Origin of the sequence: Corallococcus sp. CA047B, assembly GCF_003612065.1 — a bacterium.
In the GTDB taxonomy this organism is placed as follows: Bacteria; Myxococcota; Myxococcia; order Myxococcales; family Myxococcaceae; genus Corallococcus; species Corallococcus praedator.
Window position 1 is genome coordinate 1 of sequence record NZ_RAWD01000010.1, and the last position, 22600, is coordinate 22600.

Sequence of the window (22600 nt, forward strand, 5' to 3'; positions counted from 1 at the left end):
GTCTTCCAGACACTGGGGCTCCCTGTCTTCGCGAGGGGGGAGTCGGGCGGCTGGGGGCAGCCTTCGCTGCTCGGCTGGGTGCTGGTGGCCGCCGTGTGGTGGGGCGTGGTGTCGCTCGTGCTTCGTGCCTGGGCCTCGTCGGGTCTGCTCAAGTCCCGGTGACGCGCCGGAGGGCCCGTCGTCGTGGACACGCACCACGGCGCAACGACGCATTCTCGTCCATTCTTCATGCGACGGACGTCAGGCGCGGAGCCTGGTCGGCGGGAGATAATCGCCCAGGCGCGTGCGTTCCCACCACGCGCCCGTGTCGCGCCGTTCCTGCCAGGTCGTGAAACGGTAGCGGTACAGCACGGCGCGAAGCATGCGCGGCGGGTGCTCCGGGAAGGGGTTGTGTCGCAGCAGGCGGAGTGTCGCCGCGTCGCCCCGCAGGAGCTTCTCCATGAACGGCGGGAACCACCGGGGCGCGTGCGCCGGCGAGAGCGCGGCGAACCACATGAGCCAGTCGAGCCGCAGGTGGTACGGCGCCCACTGCGACGGGCGCCGCTTCGGGTCGGTCGGCTTGCCTCGGAATTCGTACTCCCGCCACTCGGTGGCCGGCGTGAGGCGCTCGTCGTTCGTGCCCTCGATGACGACCTCGTAGCGCTCGCGAGTGATGCTGCCGAAGGCTCCGTAGGTGTTCACGAGGCGGAGCGGCTCGAAGCTGGCATTCATGAGTTGCTCGCGTGCGAAGAGGTTGCGCGCGGGCCGGTAGGAGAGCACGACGAGGAGCGCGGTGATCGCGAGGACGAGCCCGTCGTGCCAGGGAACGGCGCGCGTGCTGGCGTGACCGAGGGGCAGCAGGTGCCCGAGCACGGCACCGTCGAGTGCCGAGGCCGTGAGGATGATGGTGATGAAGTTGAGCCAGGAGTAGTTGCCGCTCAGGAGAAGCCACGACTGCGTGAGCGCGATGAAGAGCCCCGCGAAGGTGGCGATGGGCTGCGGGAAGAACAGCAGGAACGGTGCGACGAGCTGGGCGAAGTGGCTTCCGAGCACCTCGAGCCGGTGCAGTGGCTTGGGCTGGCGGTGGAAGTACCAGGAGAGGGGGTTCGGCATCGGCTGCGTCTCGTGGTGGTAGTCAAGGCAGGTGAGGTCTCTCCAGCACGGGTCGCCGCGCAGCTTGATGAGCCCGGCCCCGAACTCGACGCGGAAGAGCAGCCAGCGGAAGAGCCAGAGGAGCGGAGCGGGCACCGCGCTCCACGCCGGGCCCAGGAACGCGGCGAGGAACCCGGCTTCGAGGAGGAGCGACTCCCAGCCGAAGGAATAGAAGGTCTGCCCGACGTTGACGATGGAGAGATAGAGCGCCCACAGCACGAGCCAGGTCGCGAGCGTGAGAGGGATGGGCCACGCATCGGGGAGGCCCAGGACGACGGTGAGCGACAGGAGGATGCCGACGAGCGCGACGGCGACCAGCAGGCGGTCGGAATAGCGCAGGTGGAACACGCTCGGCGCGTCGCGGAAGCGCATCCGAGCGAGGAAGCGGGGGACCGGGAGCAGACCGTGCTCGCCGAGGAGCGGCCGGAACTGCCCCAGCGCGACGAGGAAGGCGATGAGGTAGCAGAACCCCAGGCCGCGCTGGAGCACGAGCCGCGCAAGCCAGAGGTCCGGTGCGTGGAGCCATTCAGGCATGCCTCAACGTTATGTCCGGGCCCGGGCTCCTTCAGGAGCGGCAGCCTGCCCGTCTCCGAAACCGGGCCACACGGGCACGTGGGCCTGCTCCGGTTCCCCTTCCGCGCTACCTTGCGCTCTTTGCCGCCACAGCCTGCGCGGCGCGGAGGTAGGTGAACCGTGGCTTTCATGTACAAGTTCGTCAAGCGTGACGAGGCTCTTGATGAGACGATGGGTGGCGACAGCCTTTACGCTTTGACCCAGGCGAACAACGAAGTCTACGCGAAGATCATGGCGATCTACCGCGCATACGTGAACGAGAAGGACAAGCACACCATCGCCGAGGCGGGAGTGAGCTACTTCTCCATGCTGGAGCTGTTCAACAACCTGCTCGGGGACAGCGACGCCGCGCTGAACGATGATCGCATCGCGGCGGAGTTGTTCAAACGCAACGCAGAGAAGGCCCGTGCCATCACCGGCAAGACAAACGCGCCCGCGTTCATCACCCACCTCGACTCGACCATCGAGGCCACAGCGGCGTCCTTCCGCGAAACCCTCGCCGCACTCCGTAATTCCTTCAAGCTGACATACCGCCACACCGACATCGTCTCGCTACTGAAGACGACGAAAGTCGTCACGAAGCCGGGACTGGTGAAATCCCGAGTCTTCGAAACGGCATACATCCTGGATCGCATCCTCGACAAGAAGCGATTCCTTGCGACGTCGCTGTTGCTCGGCATCATGCATGTCGAGCGCTTCCAGACGCATAAGGACACGGACACGAAGCGTCCGTATTACAATCAGGGTTCCGCGCTCTTCACCCTGCTCACGTTCTCCTATACGCCAGCCCTTTCCGTCGAACAGAACAAGGCGTGGTCGGAGAAGGTCCTGAGCATCTTCGAGGAGACGCCGCAGGACGACACGTTCTCGAAGGAGGAGCTCATCGGACAGTTGAGGCGGCTCCACATGGGCCTCAAATGGGCGACCGAGCTGGCCACTGAAGTGGAGAAGAAGGGCGCCGCTGGGGTGCAGGCCCAGATTGCCAATTGGAAGAAGAAGATCGCCGGCCACGAAAAGAGCCTCCAGGCGTTGAAGTCGGATCGGGTGCAATACGGCTGGAAGATGTTCGGCTCTTGTCTGGGGATCTATAACGAACTCCTGCCGACCACCTATGTCGAGGCTGCGGAGATGTGGGGCCAGTTCAACGCGCCCGGCTACAAGCGCGTGGTCTCCGACGACAGCCCGTCGCCCATGGGCCGTGAGGGCATGCTGGACACCTTCGACAAGGCGCTGGGCGCGGAGTCCTTCTGGGAGAAGACTGATTTCGCGAGCTTTGGACTGACGCTCAGTGCCAGCGCGCTCACCGAGATGTCCTATGTCGGCCCCGTGGCGCGGATCCTTGGCTGGTATACGTCCAGCAACCACGCTGGGCTGTCGTGCAGCGACTGCAAGACCGTGCACGGCAGCAGGGTGAGCCTGGTCCGTCTGTGGCACCGCTGCTCCAAGTGCCAGAAGGTCTACTGCGCGCACTGCGCCTCGGGGCTGGCGCTCTATGCCGTGATGGCGTTGGGCGTGGTGGGGACGGTGGGCGGGTGGTGGATGGGCATGGGCACCGCGCTCTACTCGGCGACCGTGGGCTGGGCGACTGGCTCGACGGCCACCCATACCACCTCCAGGTTCATGGCTCGCAAGTGCAAGTCCTGCGGCACCCAGACCGCGGCGCTCTATTGACGACCCATCCCGCACCCATCAGTGCCAGGCCCCAGAGGAGGCAGCACCTTTACTCCACGGGTCATCCCGGATGACCTGGGAGGTGCGACCCATGAGCGATTTCGAGACGGCGTGGCATGTGGAGCCGGCGGGCAAGGCGGGTGCGGACCGCGTGTTGGTCCTGACGCGAGGGGACGCGACGGTGCTCGTGGTGGCGGATGGGGCGGGGAACTCACGACGTGGCGCCGAGGCCGCGGAGGCCGTGCTGCGTGGCGTCCAGGACGCCGTGGACGCCGGGGCCGACGTGGAACGCGAGGAGACCTGGCGCGATGTGCTGGTGCGGTGCGACGCGGAGCGGGTGGCCTCGGGGCAGGGGGGTGAAACCACCGCCTTGGTCGCCTGTGTCACCACGCGGCGCGTGGTGGGGGCCAGCGTGGGGGACTCGGAGCTGTGGCTGTTCCAGGGAGGTGAATCGACCGCGCTGACGGAGCATCAACACCGCAAGCCCCTGCTCGGAAGCGGGCAGGCCCGGCCCGTCACCTTCGAGCTCGCGTGGCGAGGCGGTGTTCTCCTCGGCGCGTCAGACGGATTGTTCAAGTACGTCGACCTCCGTCGCATCCAGGAGCATGTGAGCCTCGCCGACGCAAACGCCGCAGTGCTCGCGCTGGCCGCGCTGCCTCGACTTGCGAGCGGCGCGCTCCCGGATGACGTGGGGCTCGTCCTGTGCCGCCCGAGCGCTCCATGCCCCTGACTCCGTCCTGACACTCCCGAGGCTGTTCGCCATGAGCGAGGCCCTCCACGTCTACCGCGTCACCGAGGACCACGGCTGGTGCCCGAACTTCGCTCCCTGCCCACTCCGATTGCATGGAAGGACCTGGCCCACCTGCTCCTGGGTAACAACCGTCCGGCCAATGACGTGACGGATCGATTGAGGGCGGACGTCGGCAGTACGAAGCCGCTTCCATTCGTGCGGCAGCAGTTCCCCGATGCGGGCGCTCGGGTGCGTCTGGACGCGCAGCAGGACGTCCGCGAGGTCCGCCTCGGGATTGATGCCGTTGGCCTCGCACCCAATCCGGCGAGCCGCGGGTTCGTGAGGCTCCAGGTGCGAACGAACAGCGCGTGGACGCGTTCGTGGACGCCGCCGCGCTGCATCTGCTCAAGTGCCGCCAGCGAACTTCCCTGGGAGGGAATGGATGGGCGACACGTACAAGTCATTGCGCATCGAGAAGGGCGAGGGCGTCGCCGAGCTGGTGCTCACCGGCCCGGGCAAGGGCAACGCCATGGGCCCCGACTTCTGGCGGGAGATGCCCGAGGCGCTCCGCGACCTGGACGCCGACGACGCCGTGCGCGTGGTGTTGGTGCGCGGCGAGGGCAACCACTTCACCTATGGCCTGGACCTGATGGGGATGATGGAGACCCTCGGGCCGCTGCTCACCGCCGAGAGCAACCTGGCGCTGGAGCGCAGCCAGCTTCTCAAGCTGATTGGTGAGATGCAGCAGGCCACGGAAGGGGTGGCGCGGTGCAAGAAGCCCGTCATCGCCGCGGTGCATGGCTGGTGCATTGGCGGGGGCATGGACCTCATCGCCGCGTGTGACTTCCGGTACTGCTCCCAGGACGCGAAGTTCTCCCTGCGCGAGGTGAAGGTCGGCATCGTCGCGGACCTGGGCGCGCTCCAGCGGCTGCCGCGCATCATCGGCGAGGGGAACACGCGCGAGCTGGCCTACACCGGCGGCGACGTGGACGCGGCGCGCGCGCTGCGCATGGGCCTGGTCAATGAGGTCTTCCCCACGCCCGAGGCCCTGCTCACGGAGGCGCGGGCGACGGCGCGGCGCATCGCCGACAATCCGCCGCTCGTCATCCAGGGCGCCAAGCAGGTGATGGAGTACTGCGCGGACAAGTCCATCGCGGACGGGCTGCGTTACGTGGCGGTGTGGAATTCGGCCTTCCTCCAGTCGCATGACCTGACGGAGGCCTTCTCCGCCTTCGCCGAGCGCCGGCCGCCCCGCTTCCAGGGACGCTGACGCGCCGGGCCTCTGCCGTCGCCTGCCTCTGTCTTGAGAACCCGGGGAGGCTTCACCCCCCCGGGGACCGCGAGCGGTGGACGGCTCAGCCTTCCACGGGACGGGTGAGGCCCAGCGTGTCCGCGTAGCTGTGCAGCCCGCGGATGTGATTGCCACCGTCGACGGCGAGGGTGTCGCCGGTGATCCATGACGCCAGGTCGCTGCAGAGGAATGACACCACCTTCGCCACGTCCTCCGGCTCGCCACACGGCTTCCCGAGCGGCGTGTGGGCGAGGAACTCCCGCCCCATGGCTCCCGTCAGGAGGCCGGCACCCTCGGCCAGGGGCGTGCGGATGGCTCCCGGGGCCACGACATTCACCCGGATGCCGTAGCGCCCCAGCTCCGAAGCCGCGACCTTCGAGAAGTTCGCGAGCCCCGCCTTGGAGGCGCAGTAGTGGGCGAGCCCGTCCGTCACGGCCGTCTGATTCAACGAGGAGATGTTGACGATGGAGCCCGGCTGCTTCGCGGCGACGAGCGCCTTCGCGAGTGCCTGGGTGAAGAGGAAGGGCCCCTTGAGATTGATGGCCAGGATCTGGTCGAACTCCTCCGCAGGCAACTCAAGGAGCGGGCGGAGCGTGGCCGACCCGGCGTTGTTCACCAGGATCCCCGGGAGGCCGAACTCCCGCGTGGCAACCTCGATGGCCCGCGCCACGTCCTCCGCGCTGACCACGTCTCCCGCGAAGGGCACGGCCCGCGTGCGCCCCTCCATCCCCCGGTTGAGCTCTCCGGCGGCTGCTTCCACCTTCTCCAGGGTCCGCCCGAAGAGGAGGACGTTGGCTCCGTCCCGCATGAGGCGCGCGGCGATCCCCAACCCGATGCCCTGGCCTGCTCCCGTCACGATGGCACTGCTCGAAATCAGCTTCATGGTGGCTCCTGTGTGATTCGCGGACGGGTGCGAGGCTACTTCACCGCGCCCGGGTGATGCGGACGTCGTCGTCCGTGGCATCTGATGTTCAGTGCCGCAGTGCCGCTGTCGCGTTGGAGCGCCCACGTTCCTTGGATGAAGCCAGCCACAAGCAGTGTGCAGGGGCCCCGTCTGTTCGCGGCGCTGAGGTGCTTGGGGTTGTCGTCGGTGATGAGGCAGGTCCGGTCTCTGATGCTCCGCGAGCTGGTGCGCTGCGTGCTGAGGGAGGCTATCGCAGCCCAGTTGGAGTTCCCTGGAGCGGCCGAGGTCCTCACTCAGATGCCCAGGAATTTCGAGGACTTTCGCGAGGCCCCCCGGAGCTTTGTCTTTGCCTCGTCACGCTCCAGCAGTAAACCAGTCGCAGTTGGCGGGTCGTGTCCCTGGCGTCCAGTTCCGGCTCCTCGCTGGGCTGATTCGCATGGAAGGTGCGCTGAAGAGACAGGCACGTCGCTTGATGGGATGGGCGCCAGGCCGCACGACCCCTGTGGGGCTTTAGCCGCCGTGGTGGCTGAATGGAGCTGGGGGGCACATGTGGGCACTGAACAACCGCACGGTGTTTGCTGCGGAGCGCAACTGGACGCGAGACAGGGATGGAATCCACTGGTGGCTCGTCGCCGTCAAGGCGACGTTCGACATCGGGCCTGACGGGCGGCTGAAGCTCGCGGACGAGCAGCTTCCGCCGGTATTGATTCCGGAGTCCTTCGGCGAGCCGGGCCGCTCCAGCCTGCGATACGACTCCGACCTGCTGGCGCCGAAGCCAGGCACGGACATCCTCGTGAGCGCGCATGCGCATGCGCCTCGTGGAAGACCGGCGCCCACGGTGCCGGTCTCGCTCCGGGTCGGGCGGCTCCATAAGATCCTCGTCGTGCACGGGGATCGAACCTACGAGCAAGGCTGGTCCGGCGTGACGCCCGGCCGGCCCCAGCCCTTCACCACGCGGCCCATTCAGTATGAGTTCGCCTTTGGTGGCAGCGACCTGTCAGACCCCGACCCGGCGAAGCACCGCATTGATGAGCGGAATCCCATCGGGCGCGGCTTCGCGACGCGCGGCGCCCACCTCGCTGGAAAGCCTGCCCACGCCATCGAGTATCCCAGCGGAGCCCCCGCGACCATGGGCCCCGCGGGGTTCGGTCCCATCGATTCCTCGTGGATGCCCCGGCGCAAGCTCGCGGGGACTTACGACGCCCGGTGGGAGCGCACGAAGAAGCCACTGCTCCCGGATGACTTCGACCCTGCTTTTGCACTGAGCGCCCCGGTGGATCAGCGGCCCGAGAACCCCCTGGAGGGCGGAGAGCCCGTCGCACTGGTGAACATGACTCACGAGGGACTCTTGCGCTTCGAGCTCCCTCGCATCTCGCTCGGCTTCAAGACGCGCATTGGTACGCGTCGCGAGGAGCACGGCTCACGGCTGACGACGGTCCTGGTGGAGCCCGAGGCGCGGCGCCTTTGTCTGGTGTGGCAGAGCGCGCTGCGCGTACGCGCGCCGGAGGCGGACTACCTCGACGAGACGGAGATCTTCGAACTGAGGGGTGAGACATGAGCGCTGAAGTCGAGGTGGTGGCTGTCGGCGCTCGGACCCCGCTCGGTTACTCCGCGGAGAGCAGCGCGGCGGCCGTGCGCGCAGGTATCTCCCGGTACGCAGAGTTCCCCTTCATCGATGCGCGCGGTGAGCCGGTCGTGGTGGCCTCGGATGGGGAACTCGACCCGAAGCTGGAGGGGAGGGACCGGTACGTGCCTTTGCTTGAGAGTGTCCTCGACGAAGTCGAGGGGAAGCTCGGTTCAGCGCTCCTGGAGGGGCTCCGGTGCCGGTTGCTGCTGTCGCTTCCCGAGGCGCGCCCGGGGTTCTCCGATGAGGACGCGACCTGGCTCGTGAGCGCCATGGAGGCACGCCTGCGGGCGAAGGCCGCGCTCACGCGCGTCGAGATTGCCGGACGTGGCCATGCGGGAGCCCTGCGCGCGGTGGAACAGGCCCTACGGGAGTCCTCCGAAGGCCGGGAGCTTTTCTTCCTGGTGGCGGGCGTGGACAGCTACCTCCACGCGGAGACGTTTCTCTGGCTGGAGCGAAATGGCCGGTTCGCGCAGCCAGGGATTCGCAGTGGATTCATTCCTGGCGAGGGGGCCGGGTGCCTGGCATTGATGAGTGCTGGGCTGCGCCGCCGCTTGCAGTTGCCCCGGCTGGCGGTGGTGCGAGGGGCACGGACCGCGCAGGAGCGCCTCCTGCGTGACAGTGACACGGGCTCGTTTGGCGTTGGAATGACCCAGGCGGTCGAAGGCGCGGTCGCGGGGCTCGACCTGTCCCGCGAGAAAGTGGATGATCTCTATACCGACATCAATGGCGAGCGGTACCGCAGTGAGGAGTGGGGATTCGTCGCGCTGAGGACGCCATCGGTCTGGCACTCCACGGCGTATCGCTCCCTGAGCGACTGCTGGGGCGACGTGGGCGCTGCGGCGGGGGCCCTCGGAGGCGTCCTGGCGGTCCGGGCGTTCGCACGAGGCTATGCGCGAGGCCCTCGGACGATGGTGACAGCGGGTTCTGATGGGGGACTGCGAGGGGCGATGCTCCTGCAGGACCCGCGGGTGTCGTAAGGAGGGGGACGCAATGAGCAACGTCTCAGTGAATGCACCGAAGACGCCGGTGACCGAGGGCTCCAGTGGGGTTGCAGCGGCAACGCTACCCAACGTGTGCAAGATGCCAGGGCCACCGGCGCCGTTCGTGCCGACGCCGTTGCCCAACATTGGGAAGAGCGGAACAGACCCGAAGAAGTACTCCAAGACGGTCACCATTGAGGGAAAGAAAGTCGCCATCAAGGGCGCGACTTTCGGCTCCATGGGCGACGTGGCCAGCAAGGGGACGGGCGGTGGCATTGTCTCCGCCAACGTGGAAGGTCCCACCTGCTTCCTCGGTCCCGGGTCCATGGACGTGAAGTTCGAGGGGAAGAACGTCCAGTTGCTCGGTGACCCCATGCTCAACAACTGCGGGCCGAGTGGAAGCCCAGCCAATGCGGCGACGATGCTGGGAGTGGTCCAGAAGACCGGAGCCCTCCTGGTCGTCAGCGGGAAGGACGTGTGCCCCCTCTGCAAGAAGGTGCATGGCAGCGAGGGTTCGTTGAAGGAAACCCCCGCGACCCAGGCCAACGCCGCGCAGCTGGAGGTCAAGCTCACCAAGAAGATCTGCGTCGGTGAGTTCCCCGAAGAGGAGCTTCCTTGGGGAAGGATGCTCGGCGTTGCTCAATGCAAGTGCGGACAGAGATACGCTGACCACTCGAGCAACACCCTCGAAGTCTTCTGCAAGAGCGTCAGTGAACTCGGCTGGAACGCGCCCAAGCCCGGCACCACGCGCAAGGAGGTCCGCGCGTTCATTGATAATCGCTTCAAGAAACACAGCAAGAACGTGGAGAAGGCCTGGGCGCGAGCCCAGGCCTTCAATGAGCAGTTCGCGAGCAAGAAGACCACCGCCGCGGCCTACCCTCCGGGAGGCTGTGCCGGCCCCAAGGCACTCGTGTTGGCGATGGACCATGGCGCGCGCGTCACGGGGCTGTCGGAGCGGTGGTTCCGCAGTGATGGGCAGCCGGTGAGCGCGAAGATCCGGTTCATCGACAAGAGTGGAAGGGAAGTCGAGAGGCACTTTGCACACGGCAAGAGCGTCCCACCGTGCATGTCCTGCGCCGTCATCCTTCCCCTGCTCATCTGTCCCGAGGAGGAAATGAAGTGTCAGCACAAGACGAAATAGACCTTGAGTTCCTTGAGGTGGAGGACCTCCTCCTGAGGACCGTGCCCGGGCTCGCGGAGCAGTGGCGGGGTGCCACGCCCGATGAAGTCGAGCAGCTCGAGCGTATCGCCGGGCGTCCCCTGCCACGGTTCTATCGCTGGTTCCTGAGCCGCATGGGGCAGAGCATGGGGCCGCTGGCCTATCCCAGTCAGGACTTCTCTGCGCGGCGCGTGCTGGACTGCTACGCCAGGAAGATCGTCGCGCCCAATCCCCGGTTCCTGCTCATTGGATACGAGTCCGACGAGATGATGCCCTTGCACGCGTTCTATGACCTCGACGCGCCCGCGCGAGGCGATGCGACGGTGACGGCGCGGTACGCGCGCGGGGGCGACGATCCCATCGATCGGTTCGAGACCTTCCACGAGATGCTGTCGTGGAGCGCGCTGTTCCGATTCCGGTTCGAGCAAATGCCCCAGAGGTGCGAGGGGACGCTCTATCGCGAAGACTCAGACCTGCTCTCCCTCCTCGTTCCGGTGCTGAGCAGTCTGGGGTTCACGCAGCCAATCGCTACCGGCCGCTACTGCGGACTGTATGAGCGAGCCGACGCGGTCCTCAGCTGCGGCGGAACGCCCAGAGAGAATCTTGAGAACGTGCGCACGTTCCTGCTCGGGGGGAGTAACGCCGGAGTCCTCCGGAGAATCCTGGGGGAGGTCGCGAAGGAGTCCTCGCTGGAGGTCGAGGTCAACACCTGGACTCCGGCGCTTCGTTGATGCGCCAGCGCCCTTCGCCGTAGGGCCAGCTTCGCGCTCCACCTTCAAACTGGCATGGCCCTCATTCAATGACCCGCTTCGCCGAGGACCTGGGGACGACGACACGCAACGTCCAGCGCTTCCTCGCCCGCCATCGGGCGAGCGGCTTGAGGGGGTTGAGGATTCTCACCTCTGCCCGTACCGGTTGCCGCCCTACAGCCCCCAACTTCAACCCATCGAACGAATGTGGCGGCCCCTGCGCTCGGGCCTGGCTGCTTCCGGACACGGCCTCACGTCGTCCTCAGGCTCTTCGGCTCGCTTTGGACGACGACCGGATGACCCGAGGCGTGAATCAGGACTCAGACATCGAGAGCGGATGGAGGCCCTATGGAGGGTGGGCGCTGGTGCGGAGAGCTGGTACGCCCCGCGCGTCCACGGGTTCAATTCCTGTCTCCCCGAGTCTCGGTGCAGTGGGCTGGAGCGCTGCTACCAGTCGTCCTTCTTCCTCGGGAACTTGTTCTTGTCCGCGATGCGGTGCAGCAGCGCGAAGTCCGTGAGCCGTCCGGCGGCCAGGGACTGCTTCTTCGCGTCGTAGAAGAGCTGCTCACCGCAGCCGAAGCACACCACCACGTCCACCCAGGTGTCGCCGCGCCAGAAGCGCAGCGCCATGTCCGGGTTGAAGGGGCACATCATCCGCCCCTTCTTGGGCGTGTTCTCCGGAGAGGTCCAGGTGGCGGCCAGCTCCTTGCGCTCCTCCGGCGTCAGGTCTTGCCCTTTCACGGTGAAGACGGCCATGCCCACCCGGGGACGCGTGTCCTCCTTGGGAGGCGTGTCTGGCGTAGGGTCCATCCGGGCCCGATACACCTCCACGCGGTCCGGCTTCTGGAAGAAGTCGGCCAGCGTCGGCGGGCTCGCGAACGTCAGGAACGCCAGCCAGTACAGCGGAACGAGGAGGCTCACCATGGGTCAAGCCTGACAGCTATTGGCAGGACATGCCAACCCCCTCCGATTAGGTTCCCGTGTAGACCGAGCCACTCAATGGAGAACCCCATGACGTCAGCGAAGCACCAGCCCATCGTCGCGCCTGGACTGCCCAAGCCCGCGGGCCCGTACTCTCCCGGCATGCAGTTGGACAGACTGCTCTTCATCTCCGGACAGGCCGCCAGGGATCCTTCCACCGGCGTGCAGGCCGAAGGAATCGAAGCGCAGACGGAGCAGGTGTTGCGCAACCTGGAGCGCATCCTCGTGGCCGGTGGCTCCAGCCTCCAGCACGTCCTGCGCTGCGGCGTCTTCCTGGTGGACATGCAGGAGTTCGCCCGGATGAACGCTGTCTATGAGCGCGTCTTCGCCGGCCATCGGCCCGCGCGCACCACCGTGCAGGTGTCCGCGCTTCCCAACGCCGGCCTGCGCGTGGAGATTGATTGCATCGCCTACGTGCCTTGAGCCTCCTGGCACGGAGTGCACCCGGGAGCTCCGAGCTCACCGTCCAGCGCGGAGCTCCCGGCGTTGAAGCGAAGGCGCCCTAGAACGGCGGCGGGTAGGGACAGATCAGCGCGCCGGTGATGGGGTGCCGATAGCAGCCCGACGGCAGCTCCGCCGCCTGAGCCGTGCCCGGAACCAGGGTGAGCCCCGCGACGCCAACGCCAGCGATCGCGGAGAGAAGGGCAACGATGCGAAGGGTCTTCTTGGACATGCACGCGCTCCTGTCAATGAGTCGGTACAGCGAGCCAATCCTACTGCTGGCGGCCACTGCGCGGAACCTCCAGCGCGCAGAGGGCTGATGCCGCGGCGAGGGGGCCACGCCCCACAGTCTGGGGGGTGGAACCATCGCAATCGCTGACGGCGCAAGCCCCCCCGCGCGCACCTCCCGAGTGAGCGTCCGTGCACCGCCGTCGCTCAATGCCCTGGCACATGCATTGCGTGGGGGCCGCGAATGAATCCGCGCATCTCGGCCGCTCCTGGCGCGCCCCCGGAGCCTTCCTCTTCCCGTCGGGGGCCCGCACGGCTGCCACGCTCCGTCTGCTGTCTCCTCGCACTCATCGTGTGGACGGGCTGTACCGGCGTGGTGGGCGGAACGCCTGACTCGCCGGTGGATCCCTCGGGCTCGACGGACGCCGGCTGCGAGGAGCCCACCCCTTCGGGGGGCACCGACGCGGGGGAGAAGAGCGACCTGCTCGCCCCCAGCCGGCTGCTGCGGCGAACGTCACTCGCGCTGCGGGGCACGCCTCCCACCGATGAGGAGTTCGCCGCGCTCGAAGCCGCGGGCGACGACACCGCGCAGCGGGCCTTCGTGGATGCCTTCGTCGACCAGACGCTCGGGCAGCCCACCTTCTACCGGACGATGTTCGAGCACGCTCGCGACTGGTTCAACATCCCGCTCACCCCACTCACCGCCGATGCTCCGGAGTACGGGGTGCAGCAGCAGCGCTCCGTCCAGCGGTGCCCGGCGGGCACGGCGAAGGCCGGCGCCTGGAAATACTTCCGCGGGGACACCACCGCCTGTGACGGCGTGAAGACGGATGGCTCGCCCGTCGAGGAGACCGCCCTGGAGCCGTGGTGGGCTCCGGGGACGACGGTCACGCTGGTGGGCGTCGCGGCCAATACCTCCACCGAGGGCACCACCAGCGTCAACGGCAACCCCGTGCCCGTCATCTGCGCCAAGGTCGGCCCGGAAGGCACCTGCGGGTGTGGCCCGAACGCCGTGCGCTGCCACGCCGACTTCCAGCAGTACGCGGGCTTCGAGAGCTTCCTGCACTACAACGAGCACGGCCAGCGGCGGCTCGTCTCCGAGGAACCCGCCCGCCTCTTCGCCCACCTCGCGTGGCACGACCGGCCGGTGACGGACCTCATCCTCGGCACCTACTCCGTCGCGCCCACCAACCTCCAGGCCGCGTATGTGATGCAGGGGCTCGCGGGGGGCGCGACAGGCCTCCTCGACGATGACTCCTGGTGGCGGCCTTCGCGCTTCGCCGGCGCGGCGGTGGACCCGGACCACGCGCCGTCGGATCCGCTGGCCTGGCGCGAGTACCCGGTCCCCGCGCGCAATCCCTTCCTCCTCGCCGAGCGCGACTACCGCTACGACCCGCGCACCCAGGCCGGCCCGTCGCGGGGCGTTCCCGCCGCGGGCATGCTCACCAGCATGGGCTTCCTCACGGGCTACCCGCGCGAGCGCGTGCGCGGCGCCCGGGCGCTGGAGACGCTGGCGTGCGAGGTCCTCTCCCCGCCGCTGGGCCAGAAGTTCAATGAGTACCGCCGCGACCCTGGCACCGAAGGGCCCTGCCAGCACTGCCACAGCCGGCTCGACCCGGCGGCCATCCACTTCAAGCGCTTCGCGAAGGCGGGCTCGGCGTTTGAGGGCTATGGCGCGAAGTACCCGATGCCGGGCGTGGGCACGGAGTGGCACTGGCCCGACCGGTGGCGCACCGGCGCATACCCCTACGGCGGCGACCCGTTCAGCCACTGGAACCGGTGGTACGCGCCCGACACGAAGCTCACGCCCGTCACCGAGGCCCAGGCGCAGCTCAACCCCGAGGCCATCTTCCTCGACTTCCTCCCCCCGGAGCAGACGCTGCTCGGACAGCAGGGAGATGGGACCGTGGGGCCGCTCGGCTTCGCCAAGCTCATCGTCGCGGCGGGGGCCTTCGACCGCTGTGTCGTGCGGCACCTGCATGCGCAGGTGCTCGGCCGCGACATCGACCCGACCCGGGAGGCGGGCTACCTGGACGAACAGGTGACGCGCTTCCTCGCGGGAGGCCGCAAGGTGCGCCCGTTCGTCAAATCACTCACCCAGTCCAGCCTGTTCCGGCGGGGGCGCTGACATGAAGCACCTCTCACTCCTCCTGCTCGTGCTTCCCGTGACGCTCGCGTGCGGCAGGGACGGCACCGCGTCCCCCCGGGTCCAGGAACAGTCCGCCTGCGGCACGCCGGCCAGCTCCGAAACCGTGCGCGTCATGGAAGGCCTCAAGCCGCACTGCGAGGGCTGCCACGCCCAGGGCGCGCGCGGGTATTTCGCCTCCGTGGACGCGTTCCAGAGCCTGCTGGTGGCGGACGCCCGGCTGGTGAAGGCCGGCAGCCCGGATGACAGCGAATTGGTGCGGCTGTTGGAGGGCCGGGGCAGCGCCGCGTTCAAGCAGATGCCCATTGGAGAGAAGTCCTATGCGCAGCTCGTCTCCGAAGGCACGGCGAAGCTGCCCGTGGCGGAGGTCCGCGCGTGGATCCAGGGGCTCACGGCGCAGCAGCGCGACGCGCGCCCCGACCCCGACGCGCCGCGCATCACCCGCCTGAGCGCGACCCAGGCGCAGCGGGCGCTGTACCAACAGCTGGGCCTTGCCCATGAGGACTTCTTCGTCTCCGCGAACGAGTTCGGCATCCCCATGGCGGAGTCCCGCGGTGACGACCTCTACCCGCTCCAGCCGCCGGACGCCGTGCCCGCCCCGCGACAGGGCACCACCTCCGAGCGCTTCTATGGGCTGGGCGGCGGCTCCGTGATGACCCAGACGTCGTCGGACCGGAGCCCGTCCCCCACGTTCGCGCTCACGCTGACGCAGGTCTCCCAGCGGTGGTGCCGCATGGCCCTGGCCAAGACGGGCAACGTGGCGCTCTTCCCCGCGGGCACGCGGCGCACCGCCGACCCCACGGACGTGAAGACCACGCTCCGGCGCTGGTCGCTGCACTTCCTGGGGGAGCGCTTCTCCGACGCGCAGGTGGAGGCGCTCTACGCCGACGTCTTCGTGCCGCTCTCGACACCGACGGACACCGAGCCCGCCTACGTGGGCGTGTGCTCGTACTTCATCCGTCACCCGCATTGGATCTTCTACTGAAGGGGCCACCATGAAGCTCTCTCGTCGAAAGCTGTTCGGGTTGGCCCTCGGGGCCACCCAGCTGGGACTCATGGCGCGCTATGGACTGTCCACGGCTTCGGCCGCGCCGGTCCCGGGACGTCCCACCAAGCTGCTGGCCATCTGGCTGGATGGAGGCCTCCACTGGGAGAGCTTCTTCGCCCCGCTGTCGCGCGCGGGCATCAACAAGTTCATCCCCCCGGCGCAGGGCGGCGTCATCCCCTGGGGCTACCTGCCGGACCAGGTGGAGAACTTCGACCGCTCTCCGGCGGACCTGGACGCGCCCGGACCGGTGCGCAAGCTTCGCGGGCCCATCTACTGGAACTGGGCGAACCCGGCCGACACGCGGGGCGCGAACCCTGTCGTGAACAACCAGCAGCTCTTCCGCCCCTGGGGCTATGCGTGGGCGGACCCCACGTACAAGCTCTTCGAGAAGGCCTCGCTGCTCGTGGGGGCGGACCAGAACACCGCCGCGCACGCGAGCGGCATCGTCGCGAGCATGTGCGGCGTCGCGGGCGCGAGCTTCCGGGCCCCGGCGGTGCAGGCCGTCATCGCCAACGCCATGGCCAGCCGCTTCCCCGACCGGCCCATCCCCAACGTCAGCCTGGGCGGCACGCTTCCCACGGCGCTCGGGCTGCCCGCGCTGGCGAACCCGACGGTGCTGCGCTCCGCGTCCTCGGTGGAACCGACGCTGTCCGACAGGCGCGACAGCGCCTGGAAGGGGCTGCGCGCGCGCACCGACGTGCCCGACCTCGCCTTCGATGGCTCGCCCCGCGAGGGCACGGTGCCGGCCACGGCGGTGGACGCCGCGCTCCTCAAGGCCCTGCGCGCTGAAAGGGGCGTGTCCACGAGCGGCACCGACGCGCTGCTCGAACAGCTCTATGAGACCTACAAGGGCGAGAGCAGGACCATTCGCCGCGACATCCTCTCCGTGCTCGGCAACACCCCGGCGTGGGAGCACCTCAAGCAGGACGCTCGCTACCCGGTGGATTGGACGGCGTGCATCGGCTACGCGGACGCGTGCGGCCCGGGCGCGTCGATGGGCTCCTATGACTTCGCGCTGCGGCTCTTGAAGTCAGACCTGGTGACGTCGGTGAACCTGCGGGCGTCGAGCTTCAACAACTTCACCTTCGACACCCACAGCGCCAACGGCGTCCAGATGCACACCAACCACCTGCGCATCGCGCTCGAGATGGTGGGCCAGATGTGCATCGAGATGAGCCTCACCCCCAGCAAGACCGACCCGGCACGGTCGCTGCTGGATGAGACGCTCGTGTATGTCTACAGCGACTTCGGGCGGACGTTCCCGAAGCAGGGCAGTGACCACCACCCGGCGACGTGCGCCCTCCTGGTGGGCGGCGGCATCCAGGGCAACCAGATGCTCGGCGGCTACGATGAGACGATGAATGGCTCGCCCATGGGAGCGCCCGTGGCGCTGGTGGAGGAGGACGGGCAGCGGACGCTGCGCGCCCCACGCTCGCAGGACATCGCGGCGACGGTGATGAACGCCTTTGGGCTGGCGCCGGGAAAGGACTTCTTCATTCCCGGGGGCTACGGCGTCTACGACGGCGTCGTGAAGGGCTGAACGCGGACCAGGGGACGCGCGCTCAGAGTCCGTGGCGGGTGCGCCAGTAGGGCGCATCCGGCCAGCGCTGCTCGCTGCGGTAGATGCGCAGGGCTTCGCGTCGGTAGTCATCGAAGGCGCGCGTGAGACGGGCGCCATAGGCCGGCAGGGCGCTGGTGTCACCGCGAGCGTCGGCGACGAGGGCGGAAGCGGCGTCGATGCCCGTGCGCAGGGCGAGCGTCAGGCCGTGCGCGGAGATGGGGTCGTAGGTGAGCGCGGCGTCGCCAACGGCCACCCAGTTCGGGCCGTGCGGCGTCGCGAGCCGGGCACTGCCGGCGTCGACGAAACGCGGGAGGCCTTCGAGCGTCGCGCCATGGGCCTCCAGGCGGGCCCGGGTGTGCGTCGAAGCGGCGAGGAGCGCGCCCATGCCTTCCGCGGAGCGCGCGCTCGGCACGTGGTGCAGGGCGGCCTCGGTGAAGAGCGAGAGGACGAAGCGCCCGCCGGGGACAGGCGCCGAGTACCAGAAGCCCTCGGGCACGGCCTCGATGAGCGTGAACGCCTCGTCGATGGGCCGGGTCGCGCGCGCGAAGGCGAAGAGCGCCACCTGCTCCCACGCCGTCTCGCGCTGCACACCCTGGCGGCGCGCGAAGGAGGCCGCCCGTCCCGACGCGTCGACCCCGTAGCGAGCGCTGACCGCCGGGTGCCCGGCACTCGCCTCCGCGCGCCAGACGCCATTCTCGCATCGCAGATCGCGCGGCGCTTCGCCCTCGAACAGGCGCGCCCCCACCTCGGCGGCCCGCTCGCGCAGCAGGGTCTCGAAGCGCGCGCGGTCCACGTGGAAGCCGTGTCCGCGCGGATCGCGCAGGAAGTCGTGCCACGTGAGCGCGGCGCTGCCCCACGCGGAGGCATTCGCGTGGCAGGGCAGGGGCCCGTCCGCGAGGAAGCGCTCGCGAAGCCCCAGGTGCTCAAGGAGGGCCATCGCCCCGGGCGAAAGGCTCTCACCGATGCGCTCGCCCGGCTGCGCGCGCCCGAAGACGGCCACGCGCAGGCCCGAGCGGGCGAGCGCGATGGCCGACGCGCACCCGGCCGGCCCCGCGCCAACGACGACGACGTCTGCTTCAAGCTCGCGCGTCACCGCGTCAGTCTTCAGAGGCCCAGATGTACTCAAGGCCTGTCATCGCCGGCTGGTCGTGTTCAATCTGCCGGCCCGTCTCCACCCACACTTCGCCAGGAAACGCGCCCCCCGGTCCGGGCAGCGCTTCGACGATGCCGACCTGCGCCCATTCGCGGATGAACTTGTTGATGGCTTCCTTCGAGGGGTAGATCTGCGGCGGGAACGTCGGCTTCATCGGGTAGCGGATCCCGCGCAGCCATTTCACGCGCTTCTCGAAGCCGAACTCCCGCTCCTTCTCGTTGACGGGCGTCTTGGGGTCCATCAGCTTCTCGTACTGCTGCTCGCTGAGCACGTCGTTCGGCACGCGCGCGGGCCAGAACGTCGGCAGGTAGTCATCGACGTAGGGCACGTAGGCCGACAGGCAGGACGAGGTGTCGGTCTGCCACGGCGTCGCCATCCAGCGGGTGATGTCGCCCGCCGTCGAACCGTCCAGCGGCCCACCGCGCATGAGGGCAATCGAGGAGATGAGCTGCGGGCCGTAGTCGGGCTCCGGAGCGGCGCGGCGCTTGATGCGAAACGGCTCCGCGTAGAGCAGCGGGTTGCGCATCGGCCACGTGAACTCCGCGCCGGGGTGGAAGGGTCCACCGAGCACCTCGTCGAGCACGGCGCGATCGATGAGCCGCACCTGTTCTGCGGCGCTCAGGCTCTCCCAGGGCGGAGGGGCCGCGGGCTTCCCATCCGCCACGAAGTCGCCGTCCGCCCACTGTTCGAGCCACCGGTACTGGGTCGGCAGGATGGCCATCCACGCGCGCGGGCCGGCCTTGGTGACGTCGATGGTCATCGCATCGCCGTAATAGGCGGGGAGGGAGGCCGGCTGCGGGGCGTTGTAGTTGGCGTTCCTGAACCAGTCGAAGACGCGGAAGCGGAGCGCGCGGGACGCCTCGGAAGGATCATTGAGGCGGGCGACGAGCACGGGATCGGTGAAGTCGCTCGGCGAGCCGAAGCCGAAGTCGCGCGCGAAGCCTGCGTTCACCCACTGGGTGAGCGTGAAGCGCCGGAGCAGGGCGTAGATGTGCTCGGAGAACTTCGGGCGCTCGGGCATCCGCGCCGGCTCGAGCTCGGTCGCGACCTGGAACAACAGGTCCCAGCCGGTGACGATGCCCTGCACGCCCGGCGCGTAGTCCGGCGGACCGACGAGGACCCAGGCGCCCTTCGCCTCATAGGTTTTTCCCTCGTACTCGACCGTCGCGTCGACCGGCCCATCGGAGGTGTCATCGTGCCAGCCTTCGTTGTTGGCGAACGTGGTCGCGGGCTTGCCGTCGAAGCTCGCCGCCTCGCCTCGGCCGCCAAGGAACACGAGGCGCCCCTTGGCGTCGGTGTGCAGCTCCCCCAGATAGACCGACCTGCTCATGAAGCGGCCGTTGAGCGCGAAGGAAGCCTCGTTGCCCAGCGCGTTGATGTTCTTGCCGGCGATGGTGACGGCGGGCGGAGTGATCGCGAGGCTCGCGCGCTCGGGGCCCGGCACGTTCGCGTTGCGCAGCGTGCTCACGATGCCCGGGGTGCCATCGATGAGGCCTTGGGACTCGGGGATGTCGAGCGCCTGATCGAAGTCGAACCACGCTGCCTTCTTGTTCGCGACCTCGACCTTCCACGTGATGCGCGCGTCGTCCGCGGTGATCTCCTTGACGACCTCTCCGCGTGCGTCGAGCCCATAGACGCGAAAGCGCGCGGCTTGCCGCTTGATGCGACCGCTCGCGTCACGGTAGGCGCCCTTGTCGCGAGGAGCGCCTGGCTGCTCGGGTCCGAAGAAATACCCGTCAGGGCTGTTGCCGACCCTCGCGACGCCGAGCGACGGATAGATGGCGAAATGCGTGATGACCTGCGGCTCGCTCATGACAACCCCCCGTGGGAAGCAAGACACCATCATTCGGGGGCGACCGGCCGAGCGTCAATGGCACCCGCCAGGATTGGCGAAGCGGTCAGACTGACCTCACCCCCGGCATCACAGGGTTCAGGTCGCAATCATAGAGGGCGGCCCGGCCGACCGATGAGGTAGGTGATGACCATTCCCGGCGTGCGATAGACGCCGCTGCCCCAGCGATACCCATGGGTGTCGAGCCCCTCGGTCAGCTTGTCGAGGTCCTCCGGGGTATAGGTCCTCAGCGACGACACCACGCCATCCCAGAGGATGATGAGGGGAATGATGGGCACCAGGTAGGTGAGGACCAGGCGCCACCAGTGCATCGGGCGGATGAGCAGGGTGAAGACCCACACGAGGGGCACGACGAGCAGGAGTTGGATGAGGAGGTACGGCAGCGAGCGCTGGGTCAGCTCGTAGGCGGCGAAGGGGGCCCCGCGCGCGGCGGCATCCGCGAGGAGTGCGCGGGCCTGCTCCGGGGGGAAGTGGTGCAGCCCCTCGAAGAGGGTCCGCACGCCCGTCAGTTCCTCGGGGATGCGCGTGGCGTCCACCGGGGTGTCCCGGTAGTGCGCGCCGGGAGGCAGCTCCTGCACCGGGGTGGGATGGAGGTCGGTGAGCGTCACCTCGGCCCCGCCGTGTGCCGCGCGCAGCGCCGGGAGCAGGGTGCGCCACGGGCCCCCCGTTCCGGAGCAGAGGTCGACGATCTGGTCCGTGCCGGCCGTGCGGAGCAGCTCCGCCAACTGCGGCACCACGGTGTCGTAGGGCCGCACGCGGTCGAGCACGACGCGGAGGTAGTCGACCTCGCCACGGCGCAACGGCCCGGGCAGCCACGGTTGGTCGAGAAATTCGAAGAGCTGGAGGCGAGGGAGCAGGGGCATCGAGAAGAGGATAGCGCCTGCGCGCGACTCCCATCCCCTGAATCCCGACGCTATACCGCGCGGGCAATCCCCCGGCGCTCCATGAAGTCCCGCAGCTCGGGCCACCGGGCGACCAGGACCTCGAAGTCGCCGGGGCGCGCGGGCTGCAGGGAGGCCAGCGCGGCATCGATGGCGGCCGCGTGGGTGGCCGGGTCCAGGGCGTCCAGGGCGAAGGCCCTGATGAGCTTGAGGTGGCGGATGTCCCGCCCCCCCAGCGCATCCGCCTCGCCCGCCCGCGCATCCAGCGCCGCCACCGCGCCAGCGGGGTTGCCTTCACGGCAGAGGAGCGCGACCTCCGGAAGCAGCGCGTACATGGGAGGCAGACCGCCGTTCCGCTTGCGGCCCTCCTCCAGCCATGCGCGCGCGGAGGTCAGGTCTCCCTGGGCGAAGCGCGCCGTGGCGATCATGTTGGGCATCCACCGGTGTATCACCGGCACGGAGCCCCGTAGATTGCGGGAGCGCTCCACGGAGCCGAAGAGCTCCAGCGCGCGCGCTGCGTCTCCCAGCGCGAGCTGGCACTGACCCATCATGGCGACCGACACCGCCCGCTGTGCCCCCTGGGTGCTGCGGCGGGCGGCTTCCTCGAAGCGGCGGATGGCTTCCGGGTAGTCCCCCGCGCCGAAGAAGGAGATCCCCTCACTGTAGGCCGCCGCCCAGCGACGGATCCGCCAGTAGAAGAAGGCGAACAGCACCAGGAACACGGTGACGATGAGCGGGATGAACAGCCGAGGCCCCAGGGACTCGAGAAGCTCGCCCCCTCCGCGGCTGGCGTGCTGATAGGCGAAGAGGAAGACGACGACGCAAGCCAGCCAGATGAGGCCCCGCTGCACCGACAAGAATGGAAAGGGTTTGAGGTGGGGCTCTTTCGGCAGGGGAAGTTCGTTCATCTGGAAGTCCATGGCGTGGCGGGCAATGCCAGTCGTATCTTGAATGGCGCTTCACATGCCACTCTCCAGGGACAGCTCATTCCACGGGATGGGCAGGCGCTCGGCCGGGCGCAGGAGTGCGGCGGCGCTCCACGAGGGAATCGTCAAGCCGGACTCCGAGCCCTGTCGTGCATCCCATGGCCTATCCCGCCCAACAGCCTCATGCGCCCTTGCCCCCCGGCACGCCAGCGCCGCCCCTCGATGCTTCGGTGACCCCGGACCCGAGAATCACCCTCGAGGACTTTCGCGGGACCCCGCTGGTGCTGGTGTTCTACCCGGCTGACCGGAGCCCGGTGTGCACCGACGAGCTGGCGCTCTTCAACGAACTGCTGCCGGAGTTCAAACGCTACAAGGCCCGGGTGGTGGCCATCTCCTGCGACAGCGCGTGGTGCCACGCGGCCCTCGCCCGCGACCTCGCCGGACACCGTCCCCTCGCTCATCGCCGCCCTCCAGGACGGGAGCGCCGCATCGGTCGGGTCCTTCCGACGTTCTTCCAGGTTTCACATGGAAATCCAGACCCCCCCTAGCCGCGTCCAGGCAGGCTCTC

The 22600-nt window shown here is 68.4% G+C and carries 20 protein-coding genes and 1 pseudogene; 12 read left to right on the forward strand and 9 right to left on the reverse strand.

Annotated features, from left to right (window positions below):
* Positions 1-240: 240 nt before the first annotated feature.
* Complete coding sequence (locus tag D7X74_RS03325) at positions 241-1665, reverse strand: lipase maturation factor family protein (RefSeq protein ID WP_120531448.1); 1425 nt, start codon at positions 1663-1665, stop codon at positions 241-243.
* 168 nt (positions 1666-1833) lie between these two features.
* Between D7X74_RS03325 and D7X74_RS03330 the strand changes: the two genes are divergently transcribed.
* Both D7X74_RS03330 and D7X74_RS03335 read left to right on the forward strand, forming a co-directional pair.
* Positions 1834-3375: a hypothetical protein gene (locus tag D7X74_RS03330; RefSeq protein ID WP_120531449.1), complete on the forward strand. Its 1542-nt coding sequence runs from the start codon at positions 1834-1836 to the stop codon at positions 3373-3375.
* 91 nt (positions 3376-3466) lie between these two features.
* On the forward strand, positions 3467-4105 hold the full coding sequence (locus D7X74_RS03335; protein WP_158622168.1) for a PP2C family serine/threonine-protein phosphatase: 639 nt from the start codon (positions 3467-3469) through the stop codon (positions 4103-4105).
* 210 nt (positions 4106-4315) lie between these two features.
* On the opposite strand, the pseudogene D7X74_RS03340 reads toward D7X74_RS03335, so the two are convergent.
* Positions 4316-4420, reverse strand: a pseudogene (locus D7X74_RS03340) (transposase domain-containing protein); the annotation flags it as partial.
* A 127-nt stretch (positions 4421-4547) separates the two neighbouring features.
* Between D7X74_RS03340 and D7X74_RS03345 the strand changes: the two are divergent.
* Complete coding sequence (locus D7X74_RS03345) at positions 4548-5375, forward strand: crotonase/enoyl-CoA hydratase family protein (RefSeq protein ID WP_120531451.1); 828 nt, start codon at positions 4548-4550, stop codon at positions 5373-5375.
* An 85-nt stretch (positions 5376-5460) separates the two neighbouring features.
* Here D7X74_RS03345 and D7X74_RS03350 read toward each other — a convergent pair whose 3' ends face one another.
* Positions 5461-6279, reverse strand: coding sequence for an SDR family NAD(P)-dependent oxidoreductase (locus tag D7X74_RS03350; protein WP_120531452.1), 819 nt, complete (start codon positions 6277-6279; stop codon positions 5461-5463).
* A 568-nt stretch (positions 6280-6847) separates the two neighbouring features.
* On the opposite strand from D7X74_RS03350, the gene D7X74_RS03355 reads away from it, so the two are divergent.
* Genes D7X74_RS03355 through D7X74_RS43920 form a run of 4 tightly spaced genes read left to right on the forward strand, consistent with a single transcriptional unit; the run spans position 6848 to position 10797 of the window.
* Positions 6848-7858, forward strand: a complete 1011-nt coding sequence (locus D7X74_RS03355) for a DUF2169 domain-containing protein (protein ID WP_120531453.1) — start codon at positions 6848-6850, stop codon at positions 7856-7858.
* The gene (locus D7X74_RS03360; RefSeq protein WP_120531454.1) at positions 7855-8904 is read left to right on the forward strand and encodes a hypothetical protein; all 1050 of its coding nucleotides are present in this window, start codon (positions 7855-7857) and stop codon (positions 8902-8904) included. The genes D7X74_RS03355 and D7X74_RS03360 overlap by 4 nt, the downstream gene beginning before the upstream one ends.
* A gap of 13 nt (positions 8905-8917) precedes the next feature.
* A complete protein-coding gene (locus tag D7X74_RS03365) occupies positions 8918-10048 on the forward strand; it encodes a DUF4150 domain-containing protein (RefSeq protein ID WP_120531455.1) in 1131 nt (376 codons plus the stop codon).
* Complete coding sequence (locus D7X74_RS43920) at positions 10027-10797, forward strand: SMI1/KNR4 family protein (RefSeq protein WP_233595336.1); 771 nt, start codon at positions 10027-10029, stop codon at positions 10795-10797. The genes D7X74_RS03365 and D7X74_RS43920 overlap by 22 nt, the downstream gene beginning before the upstream one ends.
* A gap of 465 nt (positions 10798-11262) precedes the next feature.
* Here D7X74_RS43920 and D7X74_RS03375 read toward each other — a convergent pair whose 3' ends face one another.
* Complete coding sequence (locus tag D7X74_RS03375; RefSeq protein WP_120531456.1) at positions 11263-11739, reverse strand: hypothetical protein; 477 nt, start codon at positions 11737-11739, stop codon at positions 11263-11265.
* An 87-nt stretch (positions 11740-11826) separates the two neighbouring features.
* On the opposite strand from D7X74_RS03375, the gene D7X74_RS03380 reads away from it, so the two are divergent.
* Entirely contained in the window at positions 11827-12219 is a 393-nt protein-coding gene (locus D7X74_RS03380) for a RidA family protein (protein WP_120531457.1), read from the forward strand.
* Between the two features lie 79 nt (positions 12220-12298).
* Here D7X74_RS03380 and D7X74_RS43585 read toward each other — a convergent pair whose 3' ends face one another.
* Positions 12299-12469, reverse strand: a complete 171-nt coding sequence (locus D7X74_RS43585) for a hypothetical protein (RefSeq protein ID WP_167508718.1) — start codon at positions 12467-12469, stop codon at positions 12299-12301.
* Positions 12470-12709: 240 nt separating this feature from the next.
* Here D7X74_RS43585 and D7X74_RS03390 point away from each other — a divergent pair, with 240 nt between their 5' ends.
* The 3 genes from D7X74_RS03390 to D7X74_RS03400 are packed head-to-tail and all read left to right on the forward strand — an operon-like array spanning position 12710 to position 17199.
* Entirely contained in the window at positions 12710-14593 is a 1884-nt protein-coding gene (locus D7X74_RS03390) for a hypothetical protein (RefSeq protein ID WP_233601948.1), read from the forward strand.
* A 1-nt stretch (position 14594) separates the two neighbouring features.
* Complete coding sequence (locus D7X74_RS03395) at positions 14595-15596, forward strand: hypothetical protein (protein ID WP_120531459.1); 1002 nt, start codon at positions 14595-14597, stop codon at positions 15594-15596.
* Between the two features lie 10 nt (positions 15597-15606).
* Entirely contained in the window at positions 15607-17199 is a 1593-nt protein-coding gene (locus tag D7X74_RS03400) for a DUF1501 domain-containing protein (RefSeq protein ID WP_120531460.1), read from the forward strand.
* A 22-nt stretch (positions 17200-17221) separates the two neighbouring features.
* Here the strand turns inward: D7X74_RS03400 and D7X74_RS03405 are convergent, their stop codons facing one another.
* The 4 genes from D7X74_RS03405 to D7X74_RS03420 all read right to left on the reverse strand — a co-directional run bounded on the left by D7X74_RS03405 (position 17222) and on the right by D7X74_RS03420 (position 22014).
* Positions 17222-18313, reverse strand: a complete 1092-nt coding sequence (locus tag D7X74_RS03405) for an NAD(P)/FAD-dependent oxidoreductase (RefSeq protein WP_158620293.1) — start codon at positions 18311-18313, stop codon at positions 17222-17224.
* A gap of 4 nt (positions 18314-18317) precedes the next feature.
* Entirely contained in the window at positions 18318-20186 is a 1869-nt protein-coding gene (locus D7X74_RS03410) for a LodA/GoxA family CTQ-dependent oxidase (protein ID WP_120531462.1), read from the reverse strand.
* A 128-nt stretch (positions 20187-20314) separates the two neighbouring features.
* Complete coding sequence (locus D7X74_RS03415; protein ID WP_120531463.1) at positions 20315-21088, reverse strand: hypothetical protein; 774 nt, start codon at positions 21086-21088, stop codon at positions 20315-20317.
* A 50-nt stretch (positions 21089-21138) separates the two neighbouring features.
* Positions 21139-22014: a hypothetical protein gene (locus D7X74_RS03420; RefSeq protein WP_147446453.1), complete on the reverse strand. Its 876-nt coding sequence runs from the start codon at positions 22012-22014 to the stop codon at positions 21139-21141.
* A gap of 176 nt (positions 22015-22190) precedes the next feature.
* On the opposite strand from D7X74_RS03420, the gene D7X74_RS03425 reads away from it, so the two are divergent.
* A complete protein-coding gene (locus tag D7X74_RS03425; protein ID WP_120531500.1) occupies positions 22191-22580 on the forward strand; it encodes a redoxin domain-containing protein in 390 nt (129 codons plus the stop codon).
* Positions 22581-22600 lie beyond the last annotated feature (20 nt).

What these genes read in the sequence shown, in the direction of transcription:
- D7X74_RS03380 (WP_120531457.1), top strand. Translation starts at nt 11,827, where the DNA reads ATGACGTCAGCGAAGCACCAGCCCATCGTCGCGCCTGGACTGCCCAAG.
- D7X74_RS03330 (WP_120531449.1), top strand. Translation starts at nt 1,834, where the DNA reads ATGTACAAGTTCGTCAAGCGTGACGAGGCTCTTGATGAGACGATGGGT.
- D7X74_RS03415 (WP_120531463.1), bottom strand. Translation starts at nt 21,088, where the DNA reads ATGCCCCTGCTCCCTCGCCTCCAGCTCTTCGAATTTCTCGACCAACCG.
- D7X74_RS03390 (WP_233601948.1), top strand. Translation starts at nt 12,710, where the DNA reads ATGAATCCGCGCATCTCGGCCGCTCCTGGCGCGCCCCCGGAGCCTTCC.
- D7X74_RS03420 (WP_147446453.1), bottom strand. Translation starts at nt 22,014, where the DNA reads ATGAACGAACTTCCCCTGCCGAAAGAGCCCCACCTCAAACCCTTTCCA.
- D7X74_RS03375 (WP_120531456.1), bottom strand. Translation starts at nt 11,739, where the DNA reads ATGGTGAGCCTCCTCGTTCCGCTGTACTGGCTGGCGTTCCTGACGTTC.
- D7X74_RS43585 (WP_167508718.1), bottom strand. Translation starts at nt 12,469, where the DNA reads ATGTCCAAGAAGACCCTTCGCATCGTTGCCCTTCTCTCCGCGATCGCT.
- D7X74_RS03400 (WP_120531460.1), top strand. Translation starts at nt 15,607, where the DNA reads ATGAAGCTCTCTCGTCGAAAGCTGTTCGGGTTGGCCCTCGGGGCCACC.
- D7X74_RS03410 (WP_120531462.1), bottom strand. Translation starts at nt 20,186, where the DNA reads ATGAGCGAGCCGCAGGTCATCACGCATTTCGCCATCTATCCGTCGCTC.
- D7X74_RS03345 (WP_120531451.1), top strand. Translation starts at nt 4,548, where the DNA reads ATGGGCGACACGTACAAGTCATTGCGCATCGAGAAGGGCGAGGGCGTC.
- D7X74_RS03355 (WP_120531453.1), top strand. Translation starts at nt 6,848, where the DNA reads ATGTGGGCACTGAACAACCGCACGGTGTTTGCTGCGGAGCGCAACTGG.
- D7X74_RS03365 (WP_120531455.1), top strand. Translation starts at nt 8,918, where the DNA reads ATGAGCAACGTCTCAGTGAATGCACCGAAGACGCCGGTGACCGAGGGC.
- D7X74_RS03325 (WP_120531448.1), bottom strand. Translation starts at nt 1,665, where the DNA reads ATGCCTGAATGGCTCCACGCACCGGACCTCTGGCTTGCGCGGCTCGTG.
- D7X74_RS03350 (WP_120531452.1), bottom strand. Translation starts at nt 6,279, where the DNA reads ATGAAGCTGATTTCGAGCAGTGCCATCGTGACGGGAGCAGGCCAGGGC.
- D7X74_RS03425 (WP_120531500.1), top strand. Translation starts at nt 22,191, where the DNA reads ATGGCCTATCCCGCCCAACAGCCTCATGCGCCCTTGCCCCCCGGCACG.
- D7X74_RS03335 (WP_158622168.1), top strand. Translation starts at nt 3,467, where the DNA reads ATGAGCGATTTCGAGACGGCGTGGCATGTGGAGCCGGCGGGCAAGGCG.
- D7X74_RS03360 (WP_120531454.1), top strand. Translation starts at nt 7,855, where the DNA reads ATGAGCGCTGAAGTCGAGGTGGTGGCTGTCGGCGCTCGGACCCCGCTC.
- D7X74_RS03395 (WP_120531459.1), top strand. Translation starts at nt 14,595, where the DNA reads ATGAAGCACCTCTCACTCCTCCTGCTCGTGCTTCCCGTGACGCTCGCG.